Annotated in this window: 29 protein-coding genes and 1 tRNA gene; 23 read left to right on the plus strand and 7 right to left on the minus strand. The window is 65.6% G+C overall.

Features of this window, described 5'->3' with window-relative positions; translation table 11 throughout:
* Window positions 1-384: 384 nt before the first annotated feature.
* The 11 genes from AC5Y49_RS00005 to xerD all read left to right on the plus strand — a co-directional run bounded on the left by AC5Y49_RS00005 (window position 385) and on the right by xerD (window position 11,525).
* Complete coding sequence (locus AC5Y49_RS00005; protein WP_499883803.1) at window positions 385-1,113, plus strand: hypothetical protein; 729 nt, start codon at window positions 385-387, stop codon at window positions 1,111-1,113.
* 1 nt (window position 1,114) lies between these two features.
* Window positions 1,115-2,119: an HAD-IIA family hydrolase gene (locus tag AC5Y49_RS00010; RefSeq protein ID WP_499883804.1), complete on the plus strand. Its 1,005-nt coding sequence runs from the start codon at window positions 1,115-1,117 to the stop codon at window positions 2,117-2,119.
* Between the two features lie 22 nt (window positions 2,120-2,141).
* Window positions 2,142-2,318, plus strand: coding sequence for a hypothetical protein (locus tag AC5Y49_RS00015; protein WP_499883805.1), 177 nt, complete (start codon window positions 2,142-2,144; stop codon window positions 2,316-2,318).
* Window positions 2,319-2,325: 7 nt separating this feature from the next.
* Window positions 2,326-3,135, plus strand: a complete 810-nt coding sequence (locus AC5Y49_RS00020) for a TlyA family RNA methyltransferase (RefSeq protein ID WP_499883806.1) — start codon at window positions 2,326-2,328, stop codon at window positions 3,133-3,135.
* Window positions 3,132-4,055, plus strand: coding sequence for an NAD kinase (locus tag AC5Y49_RS00025; protein ID WP_499883807.1), 924 nt, complete (start codon window positions 3,132-3,134; stop codon window positions 4,053-4,055). Before AC5Y49_RS00020 ends, AC5Y49_RS00025 begins: the two co-directional genes overlap by 4 nt.
* A gap of 2 nt (window positions 4,056-4,057) precedes the next feature.
* A complete protein-coding gene (gene recN / locus AC5Y49_RS00030) occupies window positions 4,058-5,833 on the plus strand; it encodes a DNA repair protein RecN (RefSeq protein WP_499883808.1) in 1,776 nt (591 codons plus the stop codon).
* Between the two features lie 103 nt (window positions 5,834-5,936).
* Window positions 5,937-7,121 (plus strand): putative cytokinetic ring protein SteA, encoded by a 1,185-nt coding sequence (steA, locus tag AC5Y49_RS00035; RefSeq protein WP_499883809.1) that lies wholly within the window; start codon window positions 5,937-5,939, stop codon window positions 7,119-7,121.
* Between the two features lie 4 nt (window positions 7,122-7,125).
* Entirely contained in the window at window positions 7,126-8,067 is a 942-nt protein-coding gene (locus tag AC5Y49_RS00040; protein ID WP_499883810.1) for a copper transporter, read from the plus strand.
* Between the two features lie 137 nt (window positions 8,068-8,204).
* Window positions 8,205-9,962 (plus strand): CTP synthase, encoded by a 1,758-nt coding sequence (gene pyrG / locus AC5Y49_RS00045; protein ID WP_499883811.1) that lies wholly within the window; start codon window positions 8,205-8,207, stop codon window positions 9,960-9,962.
* Entirely contained in the window at window positions 9,955-10,578 is a 624-nt protein-coding gene (locus tag AC5Y49_RS00050) for an NUDIX domain-containing protein (protein ID WP_499883812.1), read from the plus strand. Before pyrG ends, AC5Y49_RS00050 begins: the two co-directional genes overlap by 8 nt.
* 20 nt (window positions 10,579-10,598) lie before the next feature.
* Window positions 10,599-11,525 (plus strand): site-specific tyrosine recombinase XerD, encoded by a 927-nt coding sequence (xerD, locus tag AC5Y49_RS00055; protein ID WP_499884591.1) that lies wholly within the window; start codon window positions 10,599-10,601, stop codon window positions 11,523-11,525.
* 71 nt (window positions 11,526-11,596) lie between these two features.
* Here the strand turns inward: xerD and AC5Y49_RS00060 are convergent, their stop codons facing one another.
* Window positions 11,597-12,349 (minus strand): O-methyltransferase, encoded by a 753-nt coding sequence (locus tag AC5Y49_RS00060; RefSeq protein WP_499883813.1) that lies wholly within the window; start codon window positions 12,347-12,349, stop codon window positions 11,597-11,599.
* On the opposite strand from AC5Y49_RS00060, the gene AC5Y49_RS00065 reads away from it, so the two are divergent.
* The 9 genes from AC5Y49_RS00065 (at window position 12,348) to AC5Y49_RS00105 (ending at window position 18,683) form a co-directional block, all read left to right on the plus strand.
* A complete protein-coding gene (locus tag AC5Y49_RS00065) occupies window positions 12,348-12,554 on the plus strand; it encodes a hypothetical protein (RefSeq protein ID WP_499883814.1) in 207 nt (68 codons plus the stop codon). The genes AC5Y49_RS00060 and AC5Y49_RS00065 overlap by 2 nt on opposite strands.
* Window positions 12,554-13,417 carry a ParA family protein gene (locus tag AC5Y49_RS00070; RefSeq protein ID WP_499883815.1) on the plus strand — a complete coding sequence of 288 codons (864 nt, stop codon included), beginning with the start codon at window positions 12,554-12,556 and terminating at the stop codon, window positions 13,415-13,417. Before AC5Y49_RS00065 ends, AC5Y49_RS00070 begins: the two co-directional genes overlap by 1 nt.
* Window positions 13,414-14,220, plus strand: coding sequence for a segregation/condensation protein A (locus AC5Y49_RS00075; protein ID WP_499883816.1), 807 nt, complete (start codon window positions 13,414-13,416; stop codon window positions 14,218-14,220). Before AC5Y49_RS00070 ends, AC5Y49_RS00075 begins: the two co-directional genes overlap by 4 nt.
* A complete protein-coding gene (gene scpB / locus AC5Y49_RS00080) occupies window positions 14,217-14,906 on the plus strand; it encodes an SMC-Scp complex subunit ScpB (RefSeq protein ID WP_499883817.1) in 690 nt (229 codons plus the stop codon). Before AC5Y49_RS00075 ends, scpB begins: the two co-directional genes overlap by 4 nt.
* Window positions 14,906-15,643: a pseudouridine synthase gene (locus AC5Y49_RS00085; protein ID WP_499883818.1), complete on the plus strand. Its 738-nt coding sequence runs from the start codon at window positions 14,906-14,908 to the stop codon at window positions 15,641-15,643. Before scpB ends, AC5Y49_RS00085 begins: the two co-directional genes overlap by 1 nt.
* Window positions 15,640-16,320, plus strand: coding sequence for a (d)CMP kinase (cmk, locus tag AC5Y49_RS00090; protein WP_499883819.1), 681 nt, complete (start codon window positions 15,640-15,642; stop codon window positions 16,318-16,320). Before AC5Y49_RS00085 ends, cmk begins: the two co-directional genes overlap by 4 nt.
* Window positions 16,317-17,714 carry a ribosome biogenesis GTPase Der gene (der, locus tag AC5Y49_RS00095; protein WP_499883820.1) on the plus strand — a complete coding sequence of 466 codons (1,398 nt, stop codon included), beginning with the start codon at window positions 16,317-16,319 and terminating at the stop codon, window positions 17,712-17,714. Before cmk ends, der begins: the two co-directional genes overlap by 4 nt.
* Before the next feature lie 28 nt (window positions 17,715-17,742).
* Window positions 17,743-18,525, plus strand: coding sequence for a sulfite exporter TauE/SafE family protein (locus AC5Y49_RS00100; RefSeq protein WP_499883821.1), 783 nt, complete (start codon window positions 17,743-17,745; stop codon window positions 18,523-18,525).
* A gap of 81 nt (window positions 18,526-18,606) precedes the next feature.
* Window positions 18,607-18,683 (plus strand) — tRNA-Pro (locus tag AC5Y49_RS00105).
* 371 nt (window positions 18,684-19,054) lie between these two features.
* On the opposite strand, the gene AC5Y49_RS00110 is transcribed toward AC5Y49_RS00105, so the two are convergent.
* Entirely contained in the window at window positions 19,055-20,386 is a 1,332-nt protein-coding gene (locus AC5Y49_RS00110; protein ID WP_499883822.1) for a plasmid pRiA4b ORF-3 family protein, read from the minus strand.
* A gap of 48 nt (window positions 20,387-20,434) precedes the next feature.
* Between AC5Y49_RS00110 and AC5Y49_RS00115 the strand changes: the two genes are divergently transcribed.
* Both AC5Y49_RS00115 and AC5Y49_RS00120 read left to right on the plus strand, forming a co-directional pair.
* Window positions 20,435-20,608 (plus strand): hypothetical protein, encoded by a 174-nt coding sequence (locus tag AC5Y49_RS00115; protein ID WP_499883823.1) that lies wholly within the window; start codon window positions 20,435-20,437, stop codon window positions 20,606-20,608.
* Between the two features lie 70 nt (window positions 20,609-20,678).
* Window positions 20,679-22,082, plus strand: coding sequence for a tetratricopeptide repeat protein (locus AC5Y49_RS00120; protein WP_499883824.1), 1,404 nt, complete (start codon window positions 20,679-20,681; stop codon window positions 22,080-22,082).
* A gap of 6 nt (window positions 22,083-22,088) precedes the next feature.
* Here AC5Y49_RS00120 and AC5Y49_RS00125 read toward each other — a convergent pair whose 3' ends face one another.
* The gene (locus AC5Y49_RS00125; protein ID WP_499883825.1) at window positions 22,089-22,604 is read right to left on the minus strand and encodes a GNAT family N-acetyltransferase; all 516 of its coding nucleotides are present in this window, start codon (window positions 22,602-22,604) and stop codon (window positions 22,089-22,091) included.
* A gap of 3 nt (window positions 22,605-22,607) precedes the next feature.
* The gene (locus AC5Y49_RS00130; RefSeq protein WP_023869322.1) at window positions 22,608-22,877 is read right to left on the minus strand and encodes a type II toxin-antitoxin system TacA family antitoxin; all 270 of its coding nucleotides are present in this window, start codon (window positions 22,875-22,877) and stop codon (window positions 22,608-22,610) included.
* A gap of 296 nt (window positions 22,878-23,173) precedes the next feature.
* Here AC5Y49_RS00130 and AC5Y49_RS00135 point away from each other — a divergent pair, with 296 nt between their 5' ends.
* The gene (locus tag AC5Y49_RS00135) at window positions 23,174-23,563 is read left to right on the plus strand and encodes a DUF805 domain-containing protein (protein ID WP_499883826.1); all 390 of its coding nucleotides are present in this window, start codon (window positions 23,174-23,176) and stop codon (window positions 23,561-23,563) included.
* 48 nt (window positions 23,564-23,611) lie between these two features.
* Here the strand turns inward: AC5Y49_RS00135 and AC5Y49_RS00140 are convergent, their stop codons facing one another.
* The 3 genes from AC5Y49_RS00140 to AC5Y49_RS00150 form a co-directional block, all read right to left on the minus strand.
* Complete coding sequence (locus AC5Y49_RS00140; RefSeq protein WP_499883827.1) at window positions 23,612-23,773, minus strand: hypothetical protein; 162 nt, start codon at window positions 23,771-23,773, stop codon at window positions 23,612-23,614.
* A 464-nt stretch (window positions 23,774-24,237) separates the two neighbouring features.
* On the minus strand, window positions 24,238-25,026 hold the full coding sequence (locus AC5Y49_RS00145) for a DUF732 domain-containing protein (RefSeq protein ID WP_499883828.1): 789 nt from the start codon (window positions 25,024-25,026) through the stop codon (window positions 24,238-24,240).
* Window positions 25,027-25,099: 73 nt separating this feature from the next.
* On the minus strand, window positions 25,100-25,408 hold the full coding sequence (locus AC5Y49_RS00150) for an Rv1352/Rv1906c domain-containing protein (RefSeq protein WP_499883829.1): 309 nt from the start codon (window positions 25,406-25,408) through the stop codon (window positions 25,100-25,102).
* Between the last annotated feature and the right edge of the window lie 152 nt (window positions 25,409-25,560).

Here is a 25,560-nt window from a genome sequence, read left to right on the forward strand (position 1 = left end):
TTAAGCCCCGTGCCCCCCAATTTGATTGGGGGGCACGGGCATATCTATAGCCGCTAATGCGCGGCACTCCCACCATTCAGGGGCGGGAAATTAATTGACTAGAAAACAACCACCGTTAATGTAGCCATACTGGGGTCGTCGGGCGTCCCATGGTTGGTCCCGGCAAGCATTCCTGTACACCGCTGGGATGCGGTGTGGTGGATCGGTCGCCACCGCGGTCTATCCGGTGCGGCCCGTATCCTGACACGAGGCTTCGTGACGAAAGATTGAAAGGGTTTTCAGTTGGTCGGCAACAGCGCGGGTGGTGAGCGTCGTCAGTCCCGCGACGGAAACGGCAGTGGTCCACGAGGTCCGCAACGGCAAGAGAAGCGCCCTCGGCCGCCGATGCGTTCGGGGCCACAACGCGCTCGTCGAGCCCAGCCCGACAAAGACACCGAAGCACCAACCGGCCAAGGTGGACCAACGCTGGCCGCCGACATTGAGGCTCGTCAGCTTTCGCCGGAGATCCGTCGCGAGCTCACCACGTTGGACCGCAATACCGCAGACTTCGTCGCGCGTCACCTCGTGGCAGCCGGTGAGTTGCTCGATGAGGAGCCCGAGGCGGCACTTGAGCATGCCCGTGCGGCCCGCGCCAGGTCCGGCCGCATCGCCGCCGTCCGTGAGGCTGTCGGAATTGCGGCCTATCACTGTGGCGACTGGGCGCAGGCGCTGGCCGAATTACGCGCAGCCCGCCGGATGGGCAGCAAGTCTGCGCTGCTTCCGCTGATCGCCGACTGTGAGCGCGGTCTCGGCCGGCCAGAGCGTGCGGTTGAGTTGGCCCGAGGGTCCGAGGCGGCCCAGCTCAGTGGCGACGACGCCGACGAGCTGCGCATCGTCGCTGCCGGCGCCCGCGCGGACCTCGGCCAGCTCGAACAGGCCTTGACGGTGCTGTCCACCCCGCAGCTCGATCCCGCCCGCACCGGACCGACCGCGGCGCGGTTGTTCTACGCCTACGCCGAAACGCTGCTGGCCCTCGAGCGCAGTGATGAGGCATTGCAGTGGTTTCTGCGCTCGGCGGCCGCGGATGTCGAGGGCGTCACCGACGCCGAAGACAGAGTGAGCGAGCTCGGCTGACGTGGGAACGATTGCACAGCAATACGATTGCCTACTACTCGATCTGGATGGCACGGTGTTTCGTGGCCATCAGCTCACCGAGGGTGCGGTCGCGTCGCTGGACAAGGTGCCCGGCCGAAAGCTGTTCGTCACCAACAACGCATCACGCAGCGCTGACGAAGTGGCCGAACACCTACGGGATCTGGGCCTCGACGCCACCGGCGACGCCGTCGTCACCAGTGCGCAAAGCGCCGCCCGGGTGCTGGCCGAACAACTGGACCCCGACACCCGGGTATTGATCGTCGGCACCGAGTCGCTGGCCAACGAGATCGTGGCGGTGGGATTACGGCCGGTACGGCTGTGGCAGGACAAGCCGGACGCGGTGGTGCAGGGCCACTCGACTGAAACCAGCTGGTCCGATCTCGCCGAGGCCGCACTGGCAATCCGCGCCGGAGCGCTGTGGGTGGCTGCCAACGTCGACCCCACGTTGCCGTCCGAGCGCGGAATGCTGCCCGGCAACGGATCCATGGTGGCCGCGTTGAAAACCGCCACCGATGCCGAACCGCAAGTGGCCGGCAAGCCCTCACCCACGTTGATCAAGGATGCGCTGGCGCGCGGAGATTTTCGTTCCCCGCTGGTGGTCGGTGACCGACTGGACACCGATATCGCGGGGGCCAATGCAGCCGGACTGCCCAGCATTATGGTGCTCACCGGCGCCAATTCCGCGCGTGATGCCGTCCACGCGATACCCGAACAGCGGCCCACCTACATCGGGCATGACCTGCGTTCGCTGCATCAGGACGCCGACCTGCTGGCCGTGGCGCCGCAAGCGAGTTGGCAGGTCGATACCGGCGGCGGATCGATAACTGTCAGCAGCGGTGCGCAACCGGAATCCGACGACGGGTTGTCGGTTGTTCGCGCGGTCGCCTGCGCGGTATGGAAGGCGCACTTCGACGGTCAGCCGTTCACCATCGAGGCCGCTGATGACACCGCCCGCGACGCCCTGCAGCGCTGCTCCCTGGTGTAAATCGACTAGCGTAAGGAGCGTAATGAATACCGAACCTGAAGAGATTCGCGCGCAGATCGACGCTGTGCTCGCCGAGCTGCCCGATCCTGGCGACGGCGAAAACGCTCTCGCCGAGACCGATCTCGACGAGATCGCCCGCCGTCTGTCCGAGGCGCATGACATGTTGGTGCGTGCCCTGGAGTCGGCGGAGAAGGGTTGAGTGCGCTGTGCCACGGCGTGCCCGTGTTGATGTCGAACTGGTTCGGCGTGGACTGGCGCGGTCCCGTCAACAGGCTGCTGAGCTGATCGGCGCGGGCAAGGTGAGCATCGACGGTATGCCGGCGCTCAAAGCCGCCACCGCGGTCACAGCTACCGCCTCGCTGACCGTCACCGGTGATGGTGGGCGCACCTGGGTATCGCGCGGCGCTCACAAACTCATCGGCGCGCTGGATACTTTCGGGATCAGTGTCGAGGGTCGGCGTTGCCTGGATGCCGGCGCGTCCACCGGTGGGTTCTCCGAAGTCCTGCTGGACCGGGGTGCGCGCAAGGTGGTCGCCGCTGATGTCGGGTATGGCCAGCTGGCCTGGTCGCTGCGCTCGGATCCGCGGGTGGTCGTCGTCGAGCGGACCAACGTCCGGGACCTGTCACCGGGCGTGATCGGTGGCCCCGTCGACGTGATTGTGGCTGACCTGTCGTTCATCTCGTTGACGACGGTGTTGCCCGCACTGGCGCGATGCGCTTTGCCAGAGGCCGATATCGTTCCCATGGTGAAGCCACAGTTCGAGGTGGGCAAAGGTCAGGTGGGGCCCGGAGGAGTGGTACACGATCCGGAACTGCGCGCGGGATCGGTGCTCACTGTCGCTCGACACGCCGCCGAGCTGGGATGGGATACCGCCGGCGTCACCGCCAGCCCGCTGCCCGGCCCGTCGGGCAATGTCGAATACTTCCTGTGGCTGCGCACCCAGACCGGGTCGGCACTCTCGGGTGACGACCTGGTGCAAGCGGTGCACGACGCCGTCCGCGAGGGGCCGCAATGATGCAGGAACGCACCGTGCTGCTGGTCGTCCACACCGGACGCGAAGAAGCCACCGAGACCGCTCGTCGCGTGGAGAAAGTACTGGGCGACAACGGTATTGGGCTTCGTGTGCTATCGGCCGAGGCAGTCGATCGGGGATCGTTGCATCTGGCGCCTGATGATATGCGCGCATTGGGCGTCGACATCGAGGTCGTCGACGCTGATCCGCACGCCGCCGACGGATGCGAACTGGTGCTGGTGCTCGGTGGTGACGGCACCTTTTTGCGGGCCGCAGAACTGGCACGCAACGCGAGCATCCCGGTCTTGGGCGTCAACCTGGGCCGGATTGGATTTTTGGCCGAGGCCGAAGCCGAGGCGATCGATATCGTGCTCGACCACGTCGTGGCTCGCAGCTACCGGGTGGAGCATCGCTTGACGTTGGATGTCGCGGTGCGTGCCGAAGGCCGGGTCATCGACCGCGGATGGGCGCTCAACGACGCCAGCCTGGAAAAGGGCCCGCGGCTGGGTGTGCTCGGGGTGATGGTCGAAGTCGACGGCCGGCCGGTGTCGACGTTCGGCTGCGACGGTGTGTTGGTGTCGACACCGACCGGATCCACGGCCTACGCGTTCTCCGCCGGCGGCCCGGTCTTGTGGCCGGACCTGGAGGCAATTCTGGTGGTGCCCAACAATGCTCACGCGCTATTCGCCCGGCCAATGGTGACCAGCCCGGACGCCACCGTTGCGATCGAAATCGAGGCGGGCGGGCACAACGCGCTGGTGTTCTGCGACGGGCGCCGCGAGATGCTGGTGCCGGCCGGCGGACGGCTCGAGGTGACGCGCTGCGACACCGCGGTGAAATGGGCGCGGCTGGACAGCGCACCGTTCACCGACCGCTTGGTGCACAAGTTCCGGCTGCCGGTCACCGGCTGGCGCGGGCAGTAGCGGTGCTAGCGGAAATTCGGATCGACTCGCTGGGCGCCATCAGCGTTGCCGTTGCCGAGTTCGGCCGTGGCCTGACGGTGCTGACCGGCGAAACCGGGACCGGAAAGACCATGGTGGTCACCGGACTGCACCTGCTGGGTGGGGCCCGCGCCGACGCCAACCGGGTACGCTCGGGAGCAGAGCGGGCCGTCGTCGAAGGTCGTTTCACCACAACAGATCTCGAGGATTCAGTGGCCTCGCGCGTCGACGACATCCTGGACTCATCGGGCGCAGACCGTGACGAAGACGGCAGCGTGATTGCACTGCGCTCGGTCAGCCGCGACGGCCCGTCGCGCGCCTATCTGGGCGGTCGCAGCGTACCGGCCAAATCGCTGAGTGGTTTCACCACTGAGCTGCTCACCCTGCACGGGCAAAACGACCAGCTGCGGTTGATGCGGCCCGAAGAGCAACGGGCCGCGCTGGACCGGTCGGCAGCTGTCGACTCTCGCCTCGAGCGTTACCGCAAACTGCGCGACGCATGGCAGACGGCCCGCCGCGACCTGGCTGACCGCCGCAACAGAGCGCGTGAATTGGCCCAGGAGGCCGATCGCCTCAAGTTCGCGCTGCAGGAAATCGACGCGGTGGATCCGGCGCCGGGCGAGGACGATGCACTGGTCGCCGACATCAACCGACTTTCCGAACTCGACGCCCTGCGCGAGGCAGCCGCGGCCGCGCGCGCGGCGCTCGCCGGGGCAACCGACGACGTCGATGCGCTGCAGCCGATCTCAGCAGCCGACTGCCTCGGCCGGGCGAAGACCGCGCTGGAAGCCGCCGACGACACCGCGTTGCGCAGCCTGGCCGATCAACTGGGACAGGCATTGACGGTGATCGGCGACGCTGCCCGGGAGCTCAGTGACTACCTCAACGAGCTGCCGGCAGACGCCAGCGCGCTGGATACCAAGCTGGCCCGGCAAGCCGAGCTGCGGACGCTGACCCGCAAATACGCCGCTGACATCGACGGCGTGTTGGCCTGGGCCCGCGAATCGCGAGACCGGTTGGCGCACTTGGATATCTCCGAGGAAGCGCTCGACGGGCTGCAACGCGGGGTCGACGAATTGGCAGCCCAATTGGGCGATGCCGCAGTCGATGTCAGCAAGACGCGCAGCCAGGCCGCGAAGCGATTGGCCAAAGCGGTCACGGCGGAACTGTCCGGTTTAGCGATGGCCGACGCCGAATTCACCATCAGCGTGACCCCGATGCCCGCGAGCGACGGCGACCCGGCTGCGTTGACGTTGCCGTCCGGAACGCTGGTGCATGCCGGCGGCGACGGCGTCGACCAGGTCGAGTTCGGGTTCGCCGCGCATCGCGGGATGGTCGTGCTGCCACTGGCCAAAAGTGCGTCCGGCGGTGAGCTGTCGCGGGTGATGCTCGCCTTGGAGGTGGTGCTGGCGACGTCATCGAACCGGTCTGCGGGCACCACGATGGTCTTCGACGAGGTCGACGCCGGGGTGGGCGGCCGGGCGGCGGTCCAAATCGGGCGGCGGCTGGCCCGGTTGGCCGACAGTCATCAGGTGATCGTGGTGACACATCTCCCGCAAGTCGCGGCGTACGCCGATGTGCACCTGATGGTGGAGCCCACCGGACGCAAGGGCGCCAGCGGTGTGCGACGCCTCGACGACGACCAACGCGTCGGTGAACTGGCCCGGATGCTGGCTGGGCTCGGCGAGACCGACACCGCCCGCGCACACGCTCGGGAATTACTTGAGGCCGCTCAATGTGACCGGATCGCGACATCCTGACCGCTTCTCAGGATGTGACAGGTGTGAAAAGATATAACTTCTGATGCTGCTGTTACGGCGCGCCTCCTCGTCGCAGCACTAGTTCACCGACAGAATCGCCCCCATGAGGATGACTGCTCTTCTGTCCCGTAATGCATCGCCGCGGCCCGGCGTCGTCGGCACTGCCCGGGTCGACCGTGACATCGACCGGCTGCTGCGACGAGTGTGCCCCGGTGACATCGTCGTCCTCGATGTGCTGGATCTAGACCGGATCACCGCCGACGCACTGGTCGACGCTGAGATCGCCGCCGTCGTCAACGCATCCCCGTCGGTCTCCGGCCGCTACCCCAATCTGGGCCCAGAGGTGTTGGTGGCCAACGGCGTGACACTGATCGACGAGACCGGGCCAGAGGTATTCAAGAAGGTCAAAGACGGTGCCAAGGTCCGGCTGCACAACGGCGGGGTGTACTCGGGTGACCGCCGACTCATCCTCGGCACCGAGCGCACCGACCACGACATCGCCGACTTGATGCAGGAGGCCAAGAGCGGCCTGGTCGCGCATCTGGAAGCATTCGCCGGCAACACGATTGAATTCATCCGAAGTGAGAGTCCGCTGCTGATCGACGGGATCGGTATTCCCGACATCGACGTCGACCTACGCCGTCGCCATGTGGTGGTGGTCGCCGACGAAGCGCACGCCGAGGATGACCTCAAGCGCCTCAAGCCGTTCATCAAGGAGTACCAACCGGTTTTGATCGGCGTCGGCACCGGCGCCGATGTCCTGCGCAGAGGCGGATATCGTCCGCAGATCATCGTCGGTGACCCCAGCGAACTCAGCACCGAAGTGCTCAAGTGCGGTGCGCAGGTGGTATTGCCCGCCGACGCCGACGGCCATGCCCCCGGCCTGGAGCGGATCCAGGATCTCGGTGTCGGTGCGATGACCTTTCCAGCCGCCGGCTCGTCCACCGATCTGGCGCTGCTGCTGGCCGACCATCATGGGGCCGCGCTGCTGGTCACCGCCGGGCATACCGCCAACATCGAAACGTTCTTCGACCGGACCCGTCAGCACAGCAACCCGTCGACATTTCTGACCCGGCTGCGGGTGGGAGAGAAGCTGGTCGATGCCAAGGCGGTTTCCACCTTGTACCGCAACCGCGTTTCGGCCGGGGCCATCGCCTTTTTGATCCTGTCGATGCTGATCGCGGTCATCATCGTGCTGTGGGTCTCACGCACCGACGCGTTGGTGATGCAGTGGATCGTGGACTACTGGAACCGCTTCTCGCTGTGGGTGCAGAGCTGGATCAGCTAGAACCGTGATTTCCTTACGCCAACATGCGATTTCGCTTGCTGCGGTGTTTCTGGCGCTTGCGGTCGGTGTCGTCCTGGGTTCTGGCTTACTGTCTGACACGTTGCTGTCGGGTCTACGTGACGAAAAGCGGGACCTACATTCGCAGATCAATGCGCTCAACGACCAGAAGAACGCACTCAACGAAAAACTCAGTGCGGCAAATAACTTCGATGCGCAAATGGCCGGCCGGATGGTGCACGACACCCTTGACGGCAAGTCGATCGTCGTCTTCCGCACTCCCGACGCAACCGACGACGACGTCGATGCGGTGTCGAAAATGGCTGGCCAGGCCGGCGGAGCGCTCACCGGCACGGTGTCGCTGACCCAGGAGTTCGTCGACGCCAATTCCGCGGAGAAACTGCGGTCGGTGGTCAACTCGTCGATCGTGCCGGCGGGTGCGCAGTTGAGCACCAAACTGGTCGATCAGGGCTCGCAGGCCGGCGACCTGCTGGGGATTGCATTGTTGATCAACCGGGATCCGGCCGTTCCGACCGTCGACGACACCCAGCGTGACACTGTGCTGGCGGCGCTGCGCGACACCGGATTTATCGCCTACGGCGACCAGCATGTCGGTGCGGCCAATGCTGCGCTGGTGGTCTCCGGCGGTGGCCTCGGCGACGACGCCGGCAACCAGGGAGTGAGCGTGGCGCGGTTCGCATCGGCGCTCGCACCACACGGCTCGGGGGTGCTGCTGGCCGGCCGCGACGGCTGCTCGGTGGGCACGGCCGCCGTGGCGGTGGCACGCGCCGATGCGGCCATGGCATCGGCGATCAGCACCGTCGACGATGTGGACGCCGCCTCCGGCCAGATCACCGCGATCCTGGGTCTGCATGACCTGCTCAACGGCGGCCGTACTGGTCAATACGGCATCGGTCACGGCGCGAGCTCGCTGACTGTCGTGCAGTAATCCTCTCGCCGGGCGTGTTAGCAACCGCTCGACGGTGTGGGTGTTAGGGTGGGGTTCCGTGGGTCGGCAGGCGCAACGCAGGCTGGGAACCAGCCTAAAAAGGAAGGCCCTGCGCCGTCTTCACGGAGGTCGCTCTATTGCGTAGGCATCCGCAAACCGCCACCAAGCACCTCTTCGTCAGCGGCGGCGTCGCTTCTTCGCTCGGCAAGGGCCTGACTGCCAGCAGCTTGGGGCAATTGCTGACCGCGCGCGGGTTGCAGGTGACAATGCAGAAGCTCGACCCCTATCTCAACGTCGACCCGGGCACCATGAACCCGTTCCAGCACGGCGAGGTCTTCGTGACCGAGGACGGCGCCGAGACGGACCTCGACGTCGGTCACTACGAGCGGTTCCTGGACCGAGACCTGTCCGGCTCGGCGAATGTCACAACCGGCCAGGTGTATTCGACGGTGATCGCCAAAGAACGCCGCGGCGAGTACCTGGGCGACACCGTACAGGTGATTCCGCACATCACCGACGAGATCAAGAGCCGCATCCTGGCAATGGCCGAGCCGGACGCCGACGGTAAGCGTCCAGATGTGGTGATCACCGAAATCGGTGGCACGGTAGGCGATATCGAGTCGCAACCCTTTCTGGAGGCAGCTCGACAGGTACGCCACGATCTCGGTCGGGAGAACGTCTTCTTCCTGCACGTGTCACTGGTGCCCTACCTGGCGCCCTCGGGTGAATTGAAGACCAAGCCGACCCAGCATTCGGTCGCGGCGCTGCGCAGCATCGGTATCACGCCCGACGCGTTGATCCTGCGCTGCGATCGCGACGTTCCCGAATCGCTGAAGAACAAGATCGCGCTGATGTGCGACGTCGACATCGACGGCGTCATCTCCACTCCTGATGCGCCGTCGATTTACGACATCCCGAAGGTTCTGCATCGCGAGGAACTTGACGCATACGTCGTCCGCCGGCTCAACCTGCCGTTCCGCGATGTCGACTGGACGGAATGGGACGACCTGCTTCGCCGGGTGCATGAACCGCAGGAGACGGTGCGAATCGCGTTGGTCGGCAAGTACGTCGACCTCTCCGATGCCTACCTGTCGGTCACCGAGGCATTGCGCGCCGGTGGATTCAAGCATCACGCCAAGGTCGAGATGCGGTGGGTAGCGTCCGACGATTGCCAAACCGCGACCGGTGCGGCAGCGGCGCTCAGCGAAGTCGACGGTGTGCTGATACCGGGCGGGTTCGGTATCCGCGGCATCGAAGGCAAGATCGGTGCCATCCACTATGCGCGGGCCAGGGGTCTCCCAGTGTTAGGGCTGTGTCTTGGCTTGCAGTGCATCGTGATCGAAGCTGCGCGCTCAGCGGGCCTAGCCCAGGCCGACTCCGCCGAATTCGATCCGGACACCCCGGATCCGGTCATCTCGACCATGGCCGACCAGGAGCAGATCGTCGCCGGCGAAGCAGATCTGGGTGGCACCATGCGGCTGGGGGCCTACCCCGCGGTACTTGAACCGAATTCCATTGTCGCCCAGGCCTACCAATCGACGCAGGTATCCGAGCGGCATCGGCACCGCTACGAGGTCAACAACGCCTACCGGGATCAGATCGCCAAGAGCGGCCTGCGGTTCTCCGGCACTTCCCCCGACGGGCACCTGGTGGAATTCGTCGAATACCCGCCGGAGATACACCCGTTCGTTGTCGGCACTCAAGCACATCCGGAGTTGAAGAGCCGGCCCACCCGGCCGCACCCGCTGTTCGCCGCGTTCGTCGGCGCCGCCATCGACTACAAGGCCGCCGAACGGCTACCAGTCGAGATTCCGGAGCATCGGGCCAACGGCAATGACCATCGCGACAGTTCCACGGCAACTCACCCCGAGCCCGAGCCTGCCGCCCGTGGCTGAGCACGTTTTCGAGACCACGTCGTCCGAAACCCTGCATACCGGAAAGATTTTCGCACTCCGCACTGACCATGTCCGGATGCCGGGCGGCAAAATCGCCGCCCGCGAAGTCGTGGAGCACTACGGTGCGGTTGCCATCGTCGCCATGGACGACGACGGCAACCTCCCGATGGTGTATCAGTACCGGCACGCGTTCGGGCGACGGCTGTGGGAGCTGCCGGCTGGGCTGCTCGATGTCAACGGCGAGGCCCCGCAGCACACGGCCGCCCGAGAACTGCGGGAGGAGGCGGGGCTGCAAGCAGAGAGCTGGCAGGTGTTGGTGGACCTCGATTCCACCCCGGGCTTCAGCGACGAATCGGTGCGCGTCTACTTGGCGACCGGGTTGACGCAGGTGGACCGACCCGACGCCCATGACGAAGAAGCCGACATGACCTTGCAGTGGTATTCCCTCAGTGATGCCGTCAGCCGGGTATTTGCGGGCGAGATCGTGAATTCGCTTGCCGTGGCGGGTATTTTGGCGGCGCATGCAGTACGCCAGGGTGTTGCGCTACCGCGGCCGGTAGATGCGCCGTGGATCGACAAGCCGGCGGCGTTCGCTAAACGGCGGGCCACCCGGTGACCACGCTGGCGCCGCCGCCGTTGCAGGCCCAGTTGCAGGGTTATCTGGATCATCTGACCATCGAGCGGGGCGTGGCGGCCAACACGCTGAGTTCGTATCGCCGCGACCTGCGCCGCTACTCGGAGTACCTCGCGCTGCGCGGCATTGACGATCTGGCCAGCGTCAGCGAAAACGATGTCACTGAGTTCCTGGTGGCACTGCGTCGCGGAAACCCGGAGACGGGCGTGTTGCCGCTGTCGGCGGTATCGGCGGCTCGGACGTTGGTCGCGGTGCGCGGTTTGCATCGGTTTGCCGCCGCCGAGGGGTTGGCCGAACTCGACGTGTCACGCGCCGTCAAGCCGCCCACCCCGGGACGCCGGCTGCCCAAAAGCCTGACTCTCGACGAGGTGCTGGCCCTGCTGGCCGGTGCCGGCGGCGACAGCCCGTCGGATGGGCCGCTGGCTCTGCGCAACCGGGCTCTGCTGGAACTGCTGTACTCGACCGGAGCGCGAATTTCCGAAGCCGTGGGACTCGACGTCGACGACGTCGACGTCCATGACCGCTCGGTGCTGCTGCGCGGCAAAGGCGGCAAGCAGCGGCTGGTGCCGGTCGGGCGGCCCGCGGTGCAGGCGCTGGACGCCTATTTGGTGCGGGGGCGACCGGATCTGGCGCGGCGTGGGCGTGGTACACCGGCGATTTTCCTCAACGCGCGCGGTGGCCGGTTATCCCGCCAAAGCGCCTGGCAGGTTCTTCAGGACGCGGCCGAACGGGCCGGGATCACGTCGGGGGTGTCACCGCACACGTTGCGGCACTCGTTTGCGACGCACCTGCTGGATGGCGGCGCCGATGTGCGGGTGGTGCAAGAGTTGTTGGGCCATGCCTCGGTAACGACGACGCAGATCTACACGCTGGTCACCGTGCACGCGCTGCGCGAAGTGTGGGCCGGCGCCCACCCCCGCGCGCACTAACTTTCTGCGCCGAACGTCGACTTGATGGGCAGATTCGCCCGGATTTTGACGACAAGTCGACGTTCGACGAGCTAGCCCAGGTACTCCGACTCCAGCACCAGGTCCGAGATCAGGGTTTGGTATTCGGCGTGCGCCTTGTGTTCGGTGGTGTTCCACAGCGTGTCCTGCTGACGGCGCATGTACTCGCGGTACTTCGGCGCGCCGGGCATCTTGACGTTGTCGGCCACCACGATCGAGCCGGCATGTAGCCAGCCGCGGTCGAGAATGCTCTGCAGGTCGGTCAGATAGGCGTTCTTGTCGTGGTCGAGGAAGACGAAGTCCAGCGCGCCGGCGGTGAATCCGTAGTCGTCGGCCAGCGCCTCCAAGGTGCGCCCGCCGTCGCCGATCGTGCCGACCACACACGTCACCCGGTCCGCGACGCCGGCGTGCGCCCAGATCCGCCGAGCGTTGTCCGCATTGGCCTCGGCCAACTCGACCGAGTAGACCTTGGCGGTCGGCGCGGCCCGGGCGATCCGCAGCGCGCCATAGCCACAGTAAGTACCCAGCTCCAGCGCCAGCTTCGGGTCGGCCCGCCGGACCGCGGCGTCCAGCAGCGCACCCTTCTCGTCGCCGACATTGATCAGCATCGACTTCTCGTAGGCAAAGCGATCGATGGTGGCCAGCACATCGTCGACGTCGCCGGCACGGGCGTTCTGCAGGACGTAGTCGACGGCAGCGGCCTCCCGCCCGTCGCCGATCTGACCTGTCGTGGTGATGTTGCGGGCCCCGGTTGCCATCCGCCACACCGACCACCGCAGAAACGGAATGCGTTGCTTCAGACTCATGACCGACACGATAGTCGCGTATTGGCTGGTTATATCGCCTGCAAGTCTCCCGGCGCAGCCGCGCAAAACCGCTACACTTTCCCCCGATGTCCGCCATTACCCGAACGCCGCGCACCCTTCGGTGGTGCGCGCCGAGCAGCGGCCGGGCATGACCCGCGCCGACGACGAGGGGGCCGGCGTAGCCGGGATCGAGGAGCGGCGCTGATGACCGACAACACCGACAGCAGCCCGGAGGTCGGCCTGACCGGTCGCCCGCCGCGGGCGATCCCCGAGCCCAGGCCACGGACCTCGCACGGCCCGGCCAAGGTCGTCGCGATGTGCAACCAGAAGGGCGGCGTGGGCAAGACCACGTCGACGATCAACCTGGGCGCGGCGCTGGCCGAGTACGGCCGCCGGGTGCTGCTGGTGGATCTCGACCCGCAAGGTGCGCTGTCAGCGGGCCTGGGTGTGCCGCACTACGAGTTGGAGCGCACCGTCCACAACCTGCTGGTCGAGCCCCGGGTGTCGATCGACGACGTGCTGATCCACACCCGCGTGAAAACCATGGACCTGGTGCCGTCCAACATCGACCTGTCGGCCGCCGAGATCCAGTTGGTCAACGAGGTTGGCCGCGAGCAGTCATTGGGCCGCGCGCTGCATCCGGTGCTGGACCGCTACGACTACGTCCTCGTCGATTGCCAACCGTCGCTGGGCCTGCTCACCGTCAACGGTCTGGCCTGCTCGGACGGGGTGATCATTCCGACCGAGTGCGAATACTTCTCGCTGCGCGGGCTGGCGCTGCTCACCGATACCGTCGAGAAGGTCCGCGACCGGCTCAACCCGAAATTGGAGATCAGCGGCATCCTGATCACCCGTTACGACCCGCGCACGGTGAACTCCCGCGAGGTGATGGCCCGGGTGCTGGAGCGCTTCGGTGACCTAGTGTTCGACACGGTGATTACCCGAACCGTCCGCTTCCCGGAGACCAGCGTCGCCGGCGAACCGATCACGTCCTGGGCGCCCAAATCGGGCGGCGCGCAGGCCTACCGCGCGTTGGCCCGCGAGGTCATCGACCGATTCGGCGCGTGACCAGCACCGACACCGCTACCCAGAACGGCTTCCAGGTCAGGCTGACCAATTTCGAGGGGCCGTTCGACCTGCTGCTGCAGTTGATTTTCGCGCACCGCCTCGACGTCACCGAGGTGGCGCTGCACCAGGTCACCGATGACTTCATCGCCTATACCCGCGAGATCGGCCCGCAATTGGGGCTGGAGGAGACGACGGCGTTTCTGGTCATCGCGGCCACGCTGCTCGACCTCAAAGCCGCGCGGCTGCTCCCGTCGGGCCAGATCGACGACGAGGAAGACCTGGCGCTGTTGGAGGTGCGCGACCTGCTGTTCGCCCGGCTGCTGCAGTATCGGGCGTTCAAGCATGTGGCGGAGATGTTCGCCGAGTTGGAGGCTGCGGCGCTGCGCAGCTATCCGCGGGCAGTGTCGCTGGAGGACCGATTCGAAGGTCTGCTGCCCGAGGTGATGCTCGGCGTCGACGCTGAGCGGTTCGCCGAGATCGCCGCGACCGCCTTCACCCCGCGCCCGGTGCCGACCGTGACCACCGAGCATCTGCACGAGTTGATGGTGTCGGTGCCGCAACAGGCCGAACGGCTATTGTCGCTGTTGGAGGCGCGGGGGACGGGGCAGTGGGCGTCGTTTTCCGAACTGGTCGCCGATTGCCAGGCGCCGATCGAGATCGTCGGCCGGTTCCTGGCGCTGCTCGAACTGTATCGGGCCCGGGCGGTAGCATTCGACCAGTCAGAACCGCTTGGTGTGCTCCAGGTTTCGTGGACCGGAGAACGGCCGACCACCGACGACTTGGAACTGCGAGACCGATCATGACTACCGACGACGCCGGCGATGCCGACCTGGGTATCGACGTCGCGACCGCACCCGAATTGCCCGACGACGAGCTCGGCGCCGTGCTCGAGGCGCTGCTGCTGGTCGTCGACACCCCGGTAACCGTGGAGGCGCTGGCCGCGGCGACCGAACAGCCGGTGTACCGGATCGCCACCAAGCTGCAGATGATGGCGGCGGCGCTCACCGAACGCGACAGCGGGATCGACCTGCGCGAGGCCGGCGGCGGATGGCGGATGTACAGCCGGGCCCGGTTTGCGCCGTATGTGGAGCGGCTGCTGCTGGACGGGTCTCGCTCGAAGCTGACCCGCGCGGCGTTGGAGACGCTGGCGGTGGTGGCCTACCGCCAGCCGGTGACCCGGGCGCGGGTGAGCGCGGTGCGCGGGGTCAATGTCGACGCGGTCATGCGGACCTTGCTGGCGCGCGGGCTGATCACCGAGGCGGGCACCGATCCCGACACCGGCGCGGTCACGTTCGCTACTACCGAGCTGTTCTTGGAACGGTTGGGGCTCTCCTCGCTGGCTGATCTGCCCGATATCGCGCCGCTGCTGCCCGATGTCGACATGATCGACGACTTGAGCGAATCGCTGGACGCCGAGCCACGTTTCATCAAGCTCTCCGGCGACACCAATGAGGCCGATAAGCCGTTGTCGTTCGACGTGGACCAGTGATGGCCGAAGGTGTACGCCTGCAGAAAGTGTTGTCGCAGGCCGGAATTGCTTCGCGGCGGGTCGCCGAAAGGATGATCACCGACGGCCGTGTCGAGGTCGACGGGCAGCTTGTGACCGAACTGGGCACCCGTGTCGACCCGGGCGCGTCGGTGATTCGGGTCGACGGGGCGCGGGTGGTTCTCGACGAGTCGCTGGTATATCTGGCGTTGAACAAGCCGCGCGGCATGCATTCGACGATGTCCGACGACCGCGGGAGGCCCTGCATCGGCGAACTGATCGAGCATCGGGTGCGCGGCAACCAGAAGCTGTTTCACGTCGGGCGGCTCGACGCCGACACCGAGGGACTGATCCTGTTGACCAACGACGGCGAATTGGCGCACCGGCTGATGCACCCGTCATATCAGGTGCCCAAGACATACATCGCCACCGTCGCGGGAGCGGTGCCCCGCGGTCTCGGGAAAAAACTGCGCGGTGGCATCGAATTGGACGACGGCCCCGCTGCCGTCGATGATTTCGCGGTGGTGGACACCGTTCCGGGCAAGACGCTGGTGCGGGTGACGCTGCACGAGGGCCGCAAACGCATTGTGCGACGGTTGCTGGCCGCGGTCGGCTTCCCCGTGCAGGAGCTGGTGCGCACCGACATTGGCGCGGTCTCGCTGGGGCAGCAGCGCCCCGGCAGCATCCGGGCCTTGGGCCGCAAGGAGATCGGTGACCTCTACCGGGCGGTCGGCCTGTGAACGTAGTCGTCGCGGTCGACGGGCCGGCCGGGACCGGAAAGTCTTCGGTATCCAAGGGATTGGCTCGCGCCCTGCAAGCGCGCTATCTCGACACCGGTGCCATGTACCGCATCGTGACGCTGGCGGTGCTACGCGCCGGCATCGACCCAGAGGATGACTTAGCCGTGGGCACCACCGCGGCCACGGTTGAGTTGTCGGTCGGCTATGACCCCGACGTAGACCGCTGTTACCTTGCCGGTGAAGACGTTTCGGCCGAGATCCGCGGTGACGAGGTCACCCGCGCAGTGTCGGCGGTGTCATCGGTGTCGGCGGTGCGTACCCGGCTGGTGGAGTTGCAGCGCGAGTTCGCGGACGGCAAGTCAAGCATCGTCGTGGAAGGTCGCGACATCGGAACCGTGGTGCTGCCCGACGCCGACGTGAAAATCTTTTTGACCGCAACGGCCGAGACTCGGGCGCGGCGGCGCAACGACCAGAACGTCGCTGCCGGGTTACCCGACAACTACGACACCGTGCTGGCTGACGTGCGTCGGCGCGACCATCTGGATTCGAGCCGAACGGTCTCGCCCCTGCGGCCGGCGTCGGACGCCGTCGTCGTCGACACCAGTGAAATGACCGAGACCGAGGTGATCGCGCACCTGCTCGAACTGGTGCAGCAGCGAAGCGAGGCACTGCGATGAGCCAGGACGGCACCTGGGCCGACGAAAGCGATTGGGAGCTCGGCGAATCCGATTCAGTTGACGAATCGTCGGGACCGCCACCGGTCGTGGCGGTGGTGGGCCGGCCCAACGTCGGCAAGTCGACGCTGGTCAACCGCATCCTGGGCCGGCGTGAAGCCGTCGTTCAAGACGTTCCCGGCGTGACCCGTGACCGGGTGTCCTACGACGCGCTGTGGACCGGCCGGCGGTTCGTCGTGCAGGACACCGGCGGATGGGAACCCGACGCCAAAGGGTTGCAGCAGCTGGTGGCTGAGCAGGCGGCGGTGGCGATGCGCACCGCCGACGCGGTGGTCCTGGTGGTCGACGCCGTGGTCGGGGCGACCGCCGGCGACGAGGCAGCCGCCCGGATCCTGCGACGCTCCGGCAAGCCAGTGTTCTTGGCCGCCAACAAGGTTGACGGGGAGAAGGGCGAAGCCGACGCGGCGGCGCTGTGGTCGCTGGGACTGGGGCAACCGCATGCGATCAGTGCGATGCATGGCCGCGGTGTGGGCGATCTGCTCGACGAGGTGGTCGGCGCGCTGCCGCAAGTGGCTGAGTCGGCGTCGGTCACCGGCGGGCCGCGACGGGTGGCGCTGGTTGGCAAGCCCAACGTCGGTAAGAGTTCGCTGCTGAACCGGCTGGCCGGGGATGAGCGCTCGGTGGTCCACGAGGTGGCCGGCACCACGGTTGATCCGGTGGACTCGCTGATCGAAATTGACGGCAAGATCTGGCGTTTCGTGGACACAGCCGGTCTGCGCCGCAAGGTGGGTCAGGCCAGTGGACACGAGTACTACGCCTCCGTGCGCACGCATGGCGCCATCGATGCCGCCGAGGTGGTGATCGTGCTGATCGATGGCTCGGCGCCGTTGACCGAACAGGATCAGCGGGTGCTGTCGATGGTCATCGAAGCCGGACGCGCGCTGGTATTGGCGTTCAACAAATGGGATTTGGTCGACGAGGACCGCCGCTATCTGCTGGAACGCGAAATCGACCGCGAGTTGGTGCAGGTGCGCTGGGCGCAGCGGGTCAACATCTCCGCCAAGACGGGCCGGGCGGTGCAGAAGCTGGTGCCGGCACTGGAAAGCGCATTGGAGTCGTGGGATACCCGGATCGGGACGGGACGGCTCAACACGTTTTTCAAAGAGGTGGTGGCCGCGACACCGCCGCCGGTGCGCGGTGGAAAGCAGCCCCGCATTCTGTTCGCCACCCAGGCGACAGCCCGGCCGCCGACGTTCGTGTTGTTCACCACGGGGTTTCTGGAGGCCGGCTACCGGCGGTTCCTGGAGCGACGGCTGCGCGAAGCGTTCGGCTTCGAGGGCAGTCCGATCCGGATCAACGTGCGGGTGCGCGAGAAGCGGAGCGCCAAGACCCGCTGAGCGGTCAGCTTGGCATTAGGGTGCCACAGTGTCTGTTTCGCACCTGGTGTTGATCATGTTGGCCGGACTGGGGGCCGGCGCGGTGAATTCCCTGGTGGGATCCGGCACCCTGATTACCTTTCCCACGCTGGTGACGCTGGGCTATCCACCGGTGGTAGCCACCATGTCGAATGCGGTCGGCCTGGTGGCCGGCGGTGTGTCGGGAACCTGGGGATACCGTCGCGAATTGCGCGGCCAGTGGCATCGGCTGCGCTGGCAGATTCCGGGATCGCTCACCGGCGCGATGCTGGGCGCCTGGCTGCTGCTGCACCTGCCCGAAAAAGTGTTCAACGCGGTGGTACCGGCACTATTGATCGCCGCGCTGATCCTGGTCGTCATCGGCCCGCGGATCCAAGCCTGGGCGGGGCGACGCGCGGTGAGCGCCGGCCGCTCCGCAGATCACCTGAGCCCAGGGCGGATGACGGCTCTGGTGGCAGGCACCTTCGCCGTGGGTGTCTACGGCGGCTACTTCGCCGCCGCGCAGGGCATCCTGCTGATCGGGGTGATGGGAGTGCTGCTTCCCGAGTCGATGCAGCGGATGAACGCAGCGAAGAACCTGCTCGCGCTGGTGGTGAACCTGGTGGCGGCCTCGGCTTACACCCTGGTCGCCTTCGACCGAATCAGCTGGGCGGCGGCGGGGCTTATCGCCGTCGGCTCACTGGTGGGCGGTTGGCTCGGCGCGCACTACGGGCGTCGGCTCTCCCCGACTGCGCTGCGCGTCACGATCGTCATCGTCGGGGCCATCGGGCTCTACCGCCTGTTCACCCTCTGAGATACGGCGGTCTGCGTGGATTCTTCGCCCGTGGTCGGCTGCGGTAGGCTTTCGACCTGCTGCCGGGTGCACCGGCGGCGGCGGGCTGTGGCGCAGTTTGGTAGCGCACTTGACTGGGGGTCAAGTGGTCGCAGGTTCAAATCCTGTCAGCCCGACCAAAAAACAGGGCTTGGCCTGCGATAACGCAGAGTCTCAACCCAACCGTCGCTTGACGGGTCGACCGCCCTGGAGAACATGCCAGCGCCGGCGGCGCGCTCGACGGACTGATTCAAGGGAGTCTCGAGCAGTTCGACTGCATGTCATGCACGCCCATACACGTTATCCGGCTCAGCCGGGTGCCGTCCTTGTGCCGAAGTTGTCCGCTGGTCAAGTGGTGTGGTGGCACGTAAGTCCCATCAACGTCATGCGCGGGTCAGGGAACCCGTTTCGATTTTGTCAGCGACTGACGGCTTTGGCCCGGCACGGTTGGGCGGCCGTACGGCGCGCTTCGCGAAGTCGCCGGCGAATGACTTCCAGCATGCTGAGGGTTTCAGTTCCCGCCGAGCGCCCTACGCGCCAATGCTGCGGCCGCTGGACTGACGGCATCCCGCCGCGCCCGGGTGACGGGCTGGTCGCTCACGTTGATCAGGATTTGGTAGGCGGGGAGTTGGTGCAGGGGCGACTCGGAGATGGACCGACCGTCGGAGTAGCGCCAGCCGAGGTCGGCCAGCAGCGCCGTCATTTTGTCGAACGGCAGTCTGGAACCGGCCGAAGCCGCCGCAAAGGCCAGCATCATCAGGGTGGCCTGCTCCTCAAACGTCGTGTTGGACTTGGGAATCAACCGACCGGCCATATGCTCCCAGAGTCTGTCGGCGTCACGCTGGGCCGCCACGCCAGCCTTGGTCAGCAACAGCGTGCCCTTGTACTTGCGCAGTAGTCCTAACGACCGCAGGCCTTCGCGGAACCGCAGCAGTGCGTAGCATTGGACCTCGCGGTTGCGCCTACCAATCCAATCCTGCATTACGGGAACGACTTTCGAGGCTTCCTCGACGTCAGCCGGTTTGAGGTATCCGGCGGTCGTCAACGCAATGCCCCCGTCCTTGGCGCGGTCCAGAAACCACTGATGCGCCCGCAGATTGTCGGCAAGGGCGACCGTGTCCGACGGTCGCACACCGGCTACCGTAAGTGCCGCCTTCGTCAGGTCGTCGCCATACGGGGTGTACGTGAGCTGATGAACCAGGTCGACCAGGCGCGCATCGATGCCTGCCTCGCGCAGCACGAAGTACGCGTCGCTGAACCCCTTGTTGAGCCGTTCCGGCTCGAATAGCGCGGGGTCAGGGAGCAGCTCGGAGAGGCTGTCGGCATCGACTAGATGCCCGCAGTCTTCTGGCGGCGCGGCGCGCTCGCCGTCGATGACAACTGCTGCGGGACAGTCACTCTCGGCGTGAAGAATTTCTTCGAGGCGAAGCGTCAGCTCCCAGTTGTCGCCGTAATCGTAGAGGTAGTGCAGGACATCGCCGGGCTCACTGAGGGTTTCGTCGAGTCGAGTGTCGGCGGCGGGCAGCCCGTCGTGTTCGGGCCACTCCTTGTTGTCCACGTCGTACGGGCACAGGAACAGCTGGCTGTGGTGGTCGAAGGCACGGCCGCCGAGTGAGAAGCGATGCAGGTGCGAGTCGGTCCAGTCGAACGCCACCTGCAAGACCTGGTGCAGCAGTTCCAGCGCCAGGTTGGAGCGCAGATCCAGCCGTCGCCAGATCGTTGGATCGCTGTCTTCGAGGTGCACCCGGACCCGGTAGACGACGACATCACGCCGTCGCGCGCGACGCAGATCCGGGCGCGACACCGGTTCCGGCACCAGACGCAGGTATGGGCGCGCGCTCATGGCGCTCACCTTAGAGCTGTTGCGCTGTCAATCCGGCACCATGTCGGTATGCCGTTGTCGGAGAGGGGGCTGGTCGAGGCGGCCGGTGACCGGAGTTATGCCCGAGGCGAAGACTATGGCCGCTACGTCCGAGGGCTTCGGATCGCCGCCGACAAGGCCGATGCTTCGGTCCAGGCAAAGCGGGTCTACATGGTGGCTCGACTGGTCCGGTCCACAACTTGATGGTTACTGCACGTGTCCGTATGCCGGCGACGGTCACTTCTGCAAGCACCTGGTCGCCGTCGGACTCGCCGTGATCGACAGTGGCGGCGTTGACGACACCACTCAGGTGGCGTCGGCGCTGCAAGCGACCGTGCAAGCGATGGACGTCGACGAGCTTCGCGAACTCGTCATGACCCTCGCCCACCGCGACGGCGAAGTGCGGCGCATGCTGGAGGTTCGCGCCACAGCGGCATCCGGCGATGACACGACCGCCAAGGCCGAGTTTGAAGCCTATGTGCGCAACGCCCTGGAATTCCGCGGATTCGTCGACTATCGCGAGTCCTACGCGGTCGCGGAAGCGGCCAGCCAAGTACTCGATGAGCTCGAGCGCCATCTGAAGGCAGGGTCCGCCGAAATCGTGCGGCCGGCCCTGCTGTGCGCATTAACCGTGCTGCGCACGATCACCGAGCAGGCGGATGACTCGTCGGGAGTGATCGGTGCTGAATGCCAACACGCTGCCGACCTGTACGCGCAGGCGTGCCGACTGGGTCGGCCCGATCCCGTCGAACTGGCGCGGTGGCTGGTGGCTTTCCGGGCCACCTCGCCGGGTTGGCCGACACTGGTGCTCGCAGATTTCGTCGACGCGTTCGACGACCGAGCCCTCAAGATTTACCGCGCTGCAGTCGCGGACTTGGACCGCAAGCACGCGGGTCGCGGCCATTGGAGCCGGTTTGAAGTCGACACCATGTTGCTGGAGCTCGCCGATCACGACGGCGACGTCGATCGAGCTATTGCGCTGCTGAACGAACGTGAGCACCCGCAGTACGGTGTGATCATCGCCCGTTTGCGGGAAGCGGGACGTGATGACGAAGTAGTGAGCTGGATCGATCGGGCGGTTGCCGAAGGCCGAATCAACAGTCACGGCGGCGGTAATCACTACTGGCTGAGCCCATCTGCTGTCGCCGACACGTACCGGGGACTCGGACGCGACGACGACGCGATCGCCGTGCTGCGTGCCGATTTCGTCCGGCAACCCGAGGTCCGCGCCTACCGGGCACTGCTGGACTTTGCCGCTGCGATCGACGGCGCCGATGCCGAACGTGCCTGGGCGTTCGACCACGCGAGAGAAGAGGCCAGCGGACCCCGCCAGGGGGCGGTCCTGATCCAACTCGCACTGAGTGAGGGAGACGTGGATGCCGCCTGGGAGGCCGCCGACCGTTATGGTGCCGGATGGGTATGGCAGGAACTTGCTACGCAAGGCGCCGATGCTCGGCCGATAGCTGCTGCAGATCTGTACCGGCCCAGGCTCGAGCACGACCTGCGGCATCCCAACACCAAGCTCTACCCGGGCGTTGCCGCGACGCTGGCAACGATGGCCAAACTGTACGAAAGAGGCAGTCGCAGTGCTGATTTCGCGTTGTACGTCGCGAAGATCCGGCAAGACTACGGCAGGCGCCCCTCGCTGATGAAGGCGCTCAAGGCGAAGGGACTCTGAGCGACCTCACTCGCTGCGCCAGCGCTCGCCGAGTGCCTTCGCCGCTGTGGATACCTTCATGACCAGGCGACGCTCGCGGTTGTGGACGCGAACGAAGTGGTAGTGCTCGTAGAAGGACCGTGCTTCGTCATCGATGGCGTCAACAACGATGAGTCGGCCGCCGCCGATTTCGGATGCGGCCACGGCTTTGCCTAGCGCGTCGAGGAGCAGCTGCTCGCCGTATCCCTGACCCCGCAGCGATGTGTCGATTGCCAGGCGGGCGATCAAGTATCCGGGTATGCGGGAATAGCCGCCGGCCATGGATCCCGAGACGCCGTCGTCGTTGCGCACTATCTCGGTGGGACAGATGGCGAAATAGGCGCTGACTTTCTGTTCGCCGAGCGGCGTCCACACGTAGACGTGCGCGACTCCGCTGCTGTCCGCGCGACGAGCATGTGCGATGAGCCACGTATTCAGCGATTCCTTGCCGCAGTCGAATCCTTGCAACATGTGGGCGTCAGTGAGTCGCGCGGACTCGAACATTGTTCAGCGCCTTGTAAAGACCGCTGGTTTGCGTGCGGCTGCCGCCAGCCGCGGCGCGTCGTCAGCGGCATCGAGCGAGGACATCAGTTTGTCGAACTGTTCGGGCTCCATTGCCGTCACTAGTTCCTGACGCAGGATGTCTTCGGCCCGTTGCATCGCAGCTTTTCGCACAAATTCCGACGTCTGCTCATGGACAAGGTTCGCGGCGCGCTGGATGCGGTCCAAGGTCGCTTGCTCCGCGCGAAGCTCGATGCGCTTCGTCTTGACTGCCATGGCGAACCTCCTTTGTCTTCCTGCAATCCCCTGCTCGCAGACATCGACCAAACAAATGTACGGTAACTGTCCGTACAAGGCTATCAGGTCGTGGCAACCGCTGGGGACCACGCGGGGACCAGGCGCTACGCGCGATGCTGAACAACTTGCACGTGCATGGACGTCACGGATTGTCAGACACTGTCAGCCCGGCCAAAGTATAAGCAGGTCAGAGGCGGTTTTTGAGAGACGGTGCTTTTGAGGCGCCGCTGTGGTACGCTCCCGCTTCCACGGCTGCTGTGAAGCGGGGTGACCATATGAACTTCGGGGAAGCAATTTCGACCGGATTCATCAAGTACTTCAATTTCAGCGACCGGGCCCGCCGGTCCGAATACTGGTATTGGACTCTCTTCGGCGTCATCGTCGCCATCGTGGGAAACGTCGGCAACGCGATGCTGCACACGCATTTGGTTAACTTGCTTCTGGCGATCCCGCTCTTCATTCCCGGCTGGGCCGTCGCCGTTCGGCGCCTGCACGATACTGACCGCTCTGGTTGGTGGCTTCTGATCGCCGTAATCCCGTTGATCGGCGCCATCGTTCTCTACATATGGTTCGCCGCCAAGGGCACCGAGGGACCGAACCGGTTCGGATCCGATCCTTTAGCCGCAAAGCCATTGCCGGATCAGCCATTCGGCGCTCCAGCTTAGGGCAGGGCGCGTTCTGCGGCGGGACGACTGCGTGCTCTCACTGCGTCCTCACGCAGCTTGACGTCCGGCGTCGATTCCGGCCGTCGCTTCGTCGCGATCGCCGAGCCGTCCTTCCCGGGACGGGTGCTCGCCCGGTTTGAGGGTATGGATCGGCCACTGACCGTCGTCGCTGAAGTAGGTCGTCCCCGCAGCATCGGAGTCGCTCAGCACCAGTACGGGTAGAAGGGCACCTGCCTTGCCTTCTCGCTAAATTCAGCGATCTGGCCCTGCTGCCAAGTGAACTCAGCACCACTAGCGGTGCTGTGGACGCGGTTTTGCCACGGCTGGGTGAGGTCGTGGCCGGTGGCCAACACGCACGGCTGGCCATCAGCCGTCTTGACGCCACATTCCTGGTGCCTGTCGTGAGACTTCCCGCTTCCCCACATCAGCAGAATTCCAGGTCGATGTACTGCGCCATCGGGGCGGAGCCAACTTTCGCTACTGCGATCTTCATGGCCGCTCCTTTGCCGTAGCTGCCTCACGAGCTCTCAAACCCCGCGAAGATATGTCGCTATCGTCCTTCGATAACTCGGTCGGGGCACGAGTAATTGACTACCTGTGTTTCGCGACGTCACCTGGCATCTCGATCGAGCCGCAATGGGCGCGGTTTTATGACTTTGGCGCTGGGCGCGTGATTACTGCCCTGGGATCGCCGGCAGATTGTCTCGAATGCCCCTCAGGTCGTCCAGGATGTTCTGCAGATCGCCCTGGATGTTTGGCAGATCGGGGAGAGCCGTTGGGACCTGTTGCATTTCGCGGGGGCTTGATCCGTACTGAGGGCAATACGAGACGATGGCACCGGCAGCGAATTGGGCGCTTTGATCGGCGTCCCAAATTGTCGATTGCTGCACGAAGCTGATCGCCTCTGCGAAGTCGTGTTGATCGGCCAGAAAGTCGCAGACAGCGTGGCCATTGCTTACCACGTAGTCGCGGTTGGGAACCGGCACGCCCTGCTGTTTCAACGCTGCCATGAGCGCCTTGTCGGCAATGTCAGCCTGCGAAGCGGGCGGTTGCGGCGCCACCGGGGCCGATTGCGCACTCGACGGTGGAGCTGCGGCCGACGGCGGGGCTGCCGCTGGCGGCGCCGTGGGTCGTGGGTTGTGAACCGCGAACCACACCACCAATGCCGCGGCGATGGCTACCAGCGACAGTGGCAACGCGGCGACGGAGCCGAAGCGGCGCAGCACTGCGTTAGGTCGGTAGGACTTGATCCCGCGGGGTTTGTCACGTGAGGTGTCGACGAGAACCCGCGACTTACCCGCGTGAACCGCCTCAGTCGGGTACTCCTCCGGAGGGTGTCCCAGGCGCTCGTCGAGGAGCGCGTCGAACTGACGACTCGACGGTTCGTCGCCGCGCTCCCGCATCTCCCGGCGCACCGCTGCAAGGCGCCGCAACTCGGAGTCGATCGTGTCCCGATCGCGCATGCTCTGAGCCTAAAGCAGCATGTCGCCGTTCGTCAGCGACTGGGCCAGCAAGCCGGCCTCGCTCTTCGGTGGATCAGTCTTTCTGCCAGGGCTGGCAGCTATGCGTCAAAAACGCCACGTCACCCGGGTCGAGTGCGACTACCTGCGGATCATTGCCGAGGCCGTTACTGACGATGTCGGTTGGGTTGAGGCTGTGCAGCTTCGCCCAGTAGCAATCGGATTCGCCTTCATCACTGCGACCGCCGGAATGATAGGTGCCCGGCTCGATGTCAGTACCGATTCGATAGGTGCCGTCGGTTTCCATCGTCGTTTTGAGGGCGGGCGTCGGCGGTGCTGGGTTGGTCACCGTGACGGTTTCTTTGACGAGCACCGTCGAGGTCACGGTGGCCGCTGGGTGGCCAGACCCCCCGCAACCCGCGAGAACTATCGCCGCGGCGGCGATAGCAGTTCGCTTTCCCTGCATTGAGGGAGCCTAGCTGGCCCGCTACGTGGAGCACATCGGGCCGCATACGCGCCCTGTTCCTATCATTTGAT

It is taken from the genome of Mycobacterium sp. NGS62 (assembly GCF_059812285.1).

Bases quoted from the DNA above. Each gene is read 5' to 3' on its own strand.
- AC5Y49_RS00005 (WP_499883803.1), top strand. From the start codon at position 385: ATGCGTTCGGGGCCACAACGCGCTCGTCGAGCCCAGCCCGACAAAGAC.
- AC5Y49_RS00015 (WP_499883805.1), top strand. From the start codon at position 2,142: ATGAATACCGAACCTGAAGAGATTCGCGCGCAGATCGACGCTGTGCTC.
- AC5Y49_RS00025 (WP_499883807.1), top strand. From the start codon at position 3,132: ATGATGCAGGAACGCACCGTGCTGCTGGTCGTCCACACCGGACGCGAA.
- steA (WP_499883809.1), top strand. From the start codon at position 5,937: ATGAGGATGACTGCTCTTCTGTCCCGTAATGCATCGCCGCGGCCCGGC.
- AC5Y49_RS00065 (WP_499883814.1), top strand. From the start codon at position 12,348: ATGACCGACACGATAGTCGCGTATTGGCTGGTTATATCGCCTGCAAGT.
- AC5Y49_RS00060 (WP_499883813.1), bottom strand. From the start codon at position 12,349: ATGAGTCTGAAGCAACGCATTCCGTTTCTGCGGTGGTCGGTGTGGCGG.
- AC5Y49_RS00070 (WP_499883815.1), top strand. From the start codon at position 12,554: ATGACCGACAACACCGACAGCAGCCCGGAGGTCGGCCTGACCGGTCGC.
- scpB (WP_499883817.1), top strand. From the start codon at position 14,217: ATGACTACCGACGACGCCGGCGATGCCGACCTGGGTATCGACGTCGCG.
- AC5Y49_RS00085 (WP_499883818.1), top strand. From the start codon at position 14,906: ATGGCCGAAGGTGTACGCCTGCAGAAAGTGTTGTCGCAGGCCGGAATT.
- der (WP_499883820.1), top strand. From the start codon at position 16,317: ATGAGCCAGGACGGCACCTGGGCCGACGAAAGCGATTGGGAGCTCGGC.
- AC5Y49_RS00110 (WP_499883822.1), bottom strand. From the start codon at position 20,386: ATGAGCGCGCGCCCATACCTGCGTCTGGTGCCGGAACCGGTGTCGCGC.
- AC5Y49_RS00115 (WP_499883823.1), top strand. From the start codon at position 20,435: ATGCCGTTGTCGGAGAGGGGGCTGGTCGAGGCGGCCGGTGACCGGAGT.
- AC5Y49_RS00125 (WP_499883825.1), bottom strand. From the start codon at position 22,604: ATGTTCGAGTCCGCGCGACTCACTGACGCCCACATGTTGCAAGGATTC.
- AC5Y49_RS00130 (WP_023869322.1), bottom strand. From the start codon at position 22,877: ATGGCAGTCAAGACGAAGCGCATCGAGCTTCGCGCGGAGCAAGCGACC.
- AC5Y49_RS00135 (WP_499883826.1), top strand. From the start codon at position 23,174: ATGAACTTCGGGGAAGCAATTTCGACCGGATTCATCAAGTACTTCAAT.
- AC5Y49_RS00145 (WP_499883828.1), bottom strand. From the start codon at position 25,026: ATGCGCGATCGGGACACGATCGACTCCGAGTTGCGGCGCCTTGCAGCG.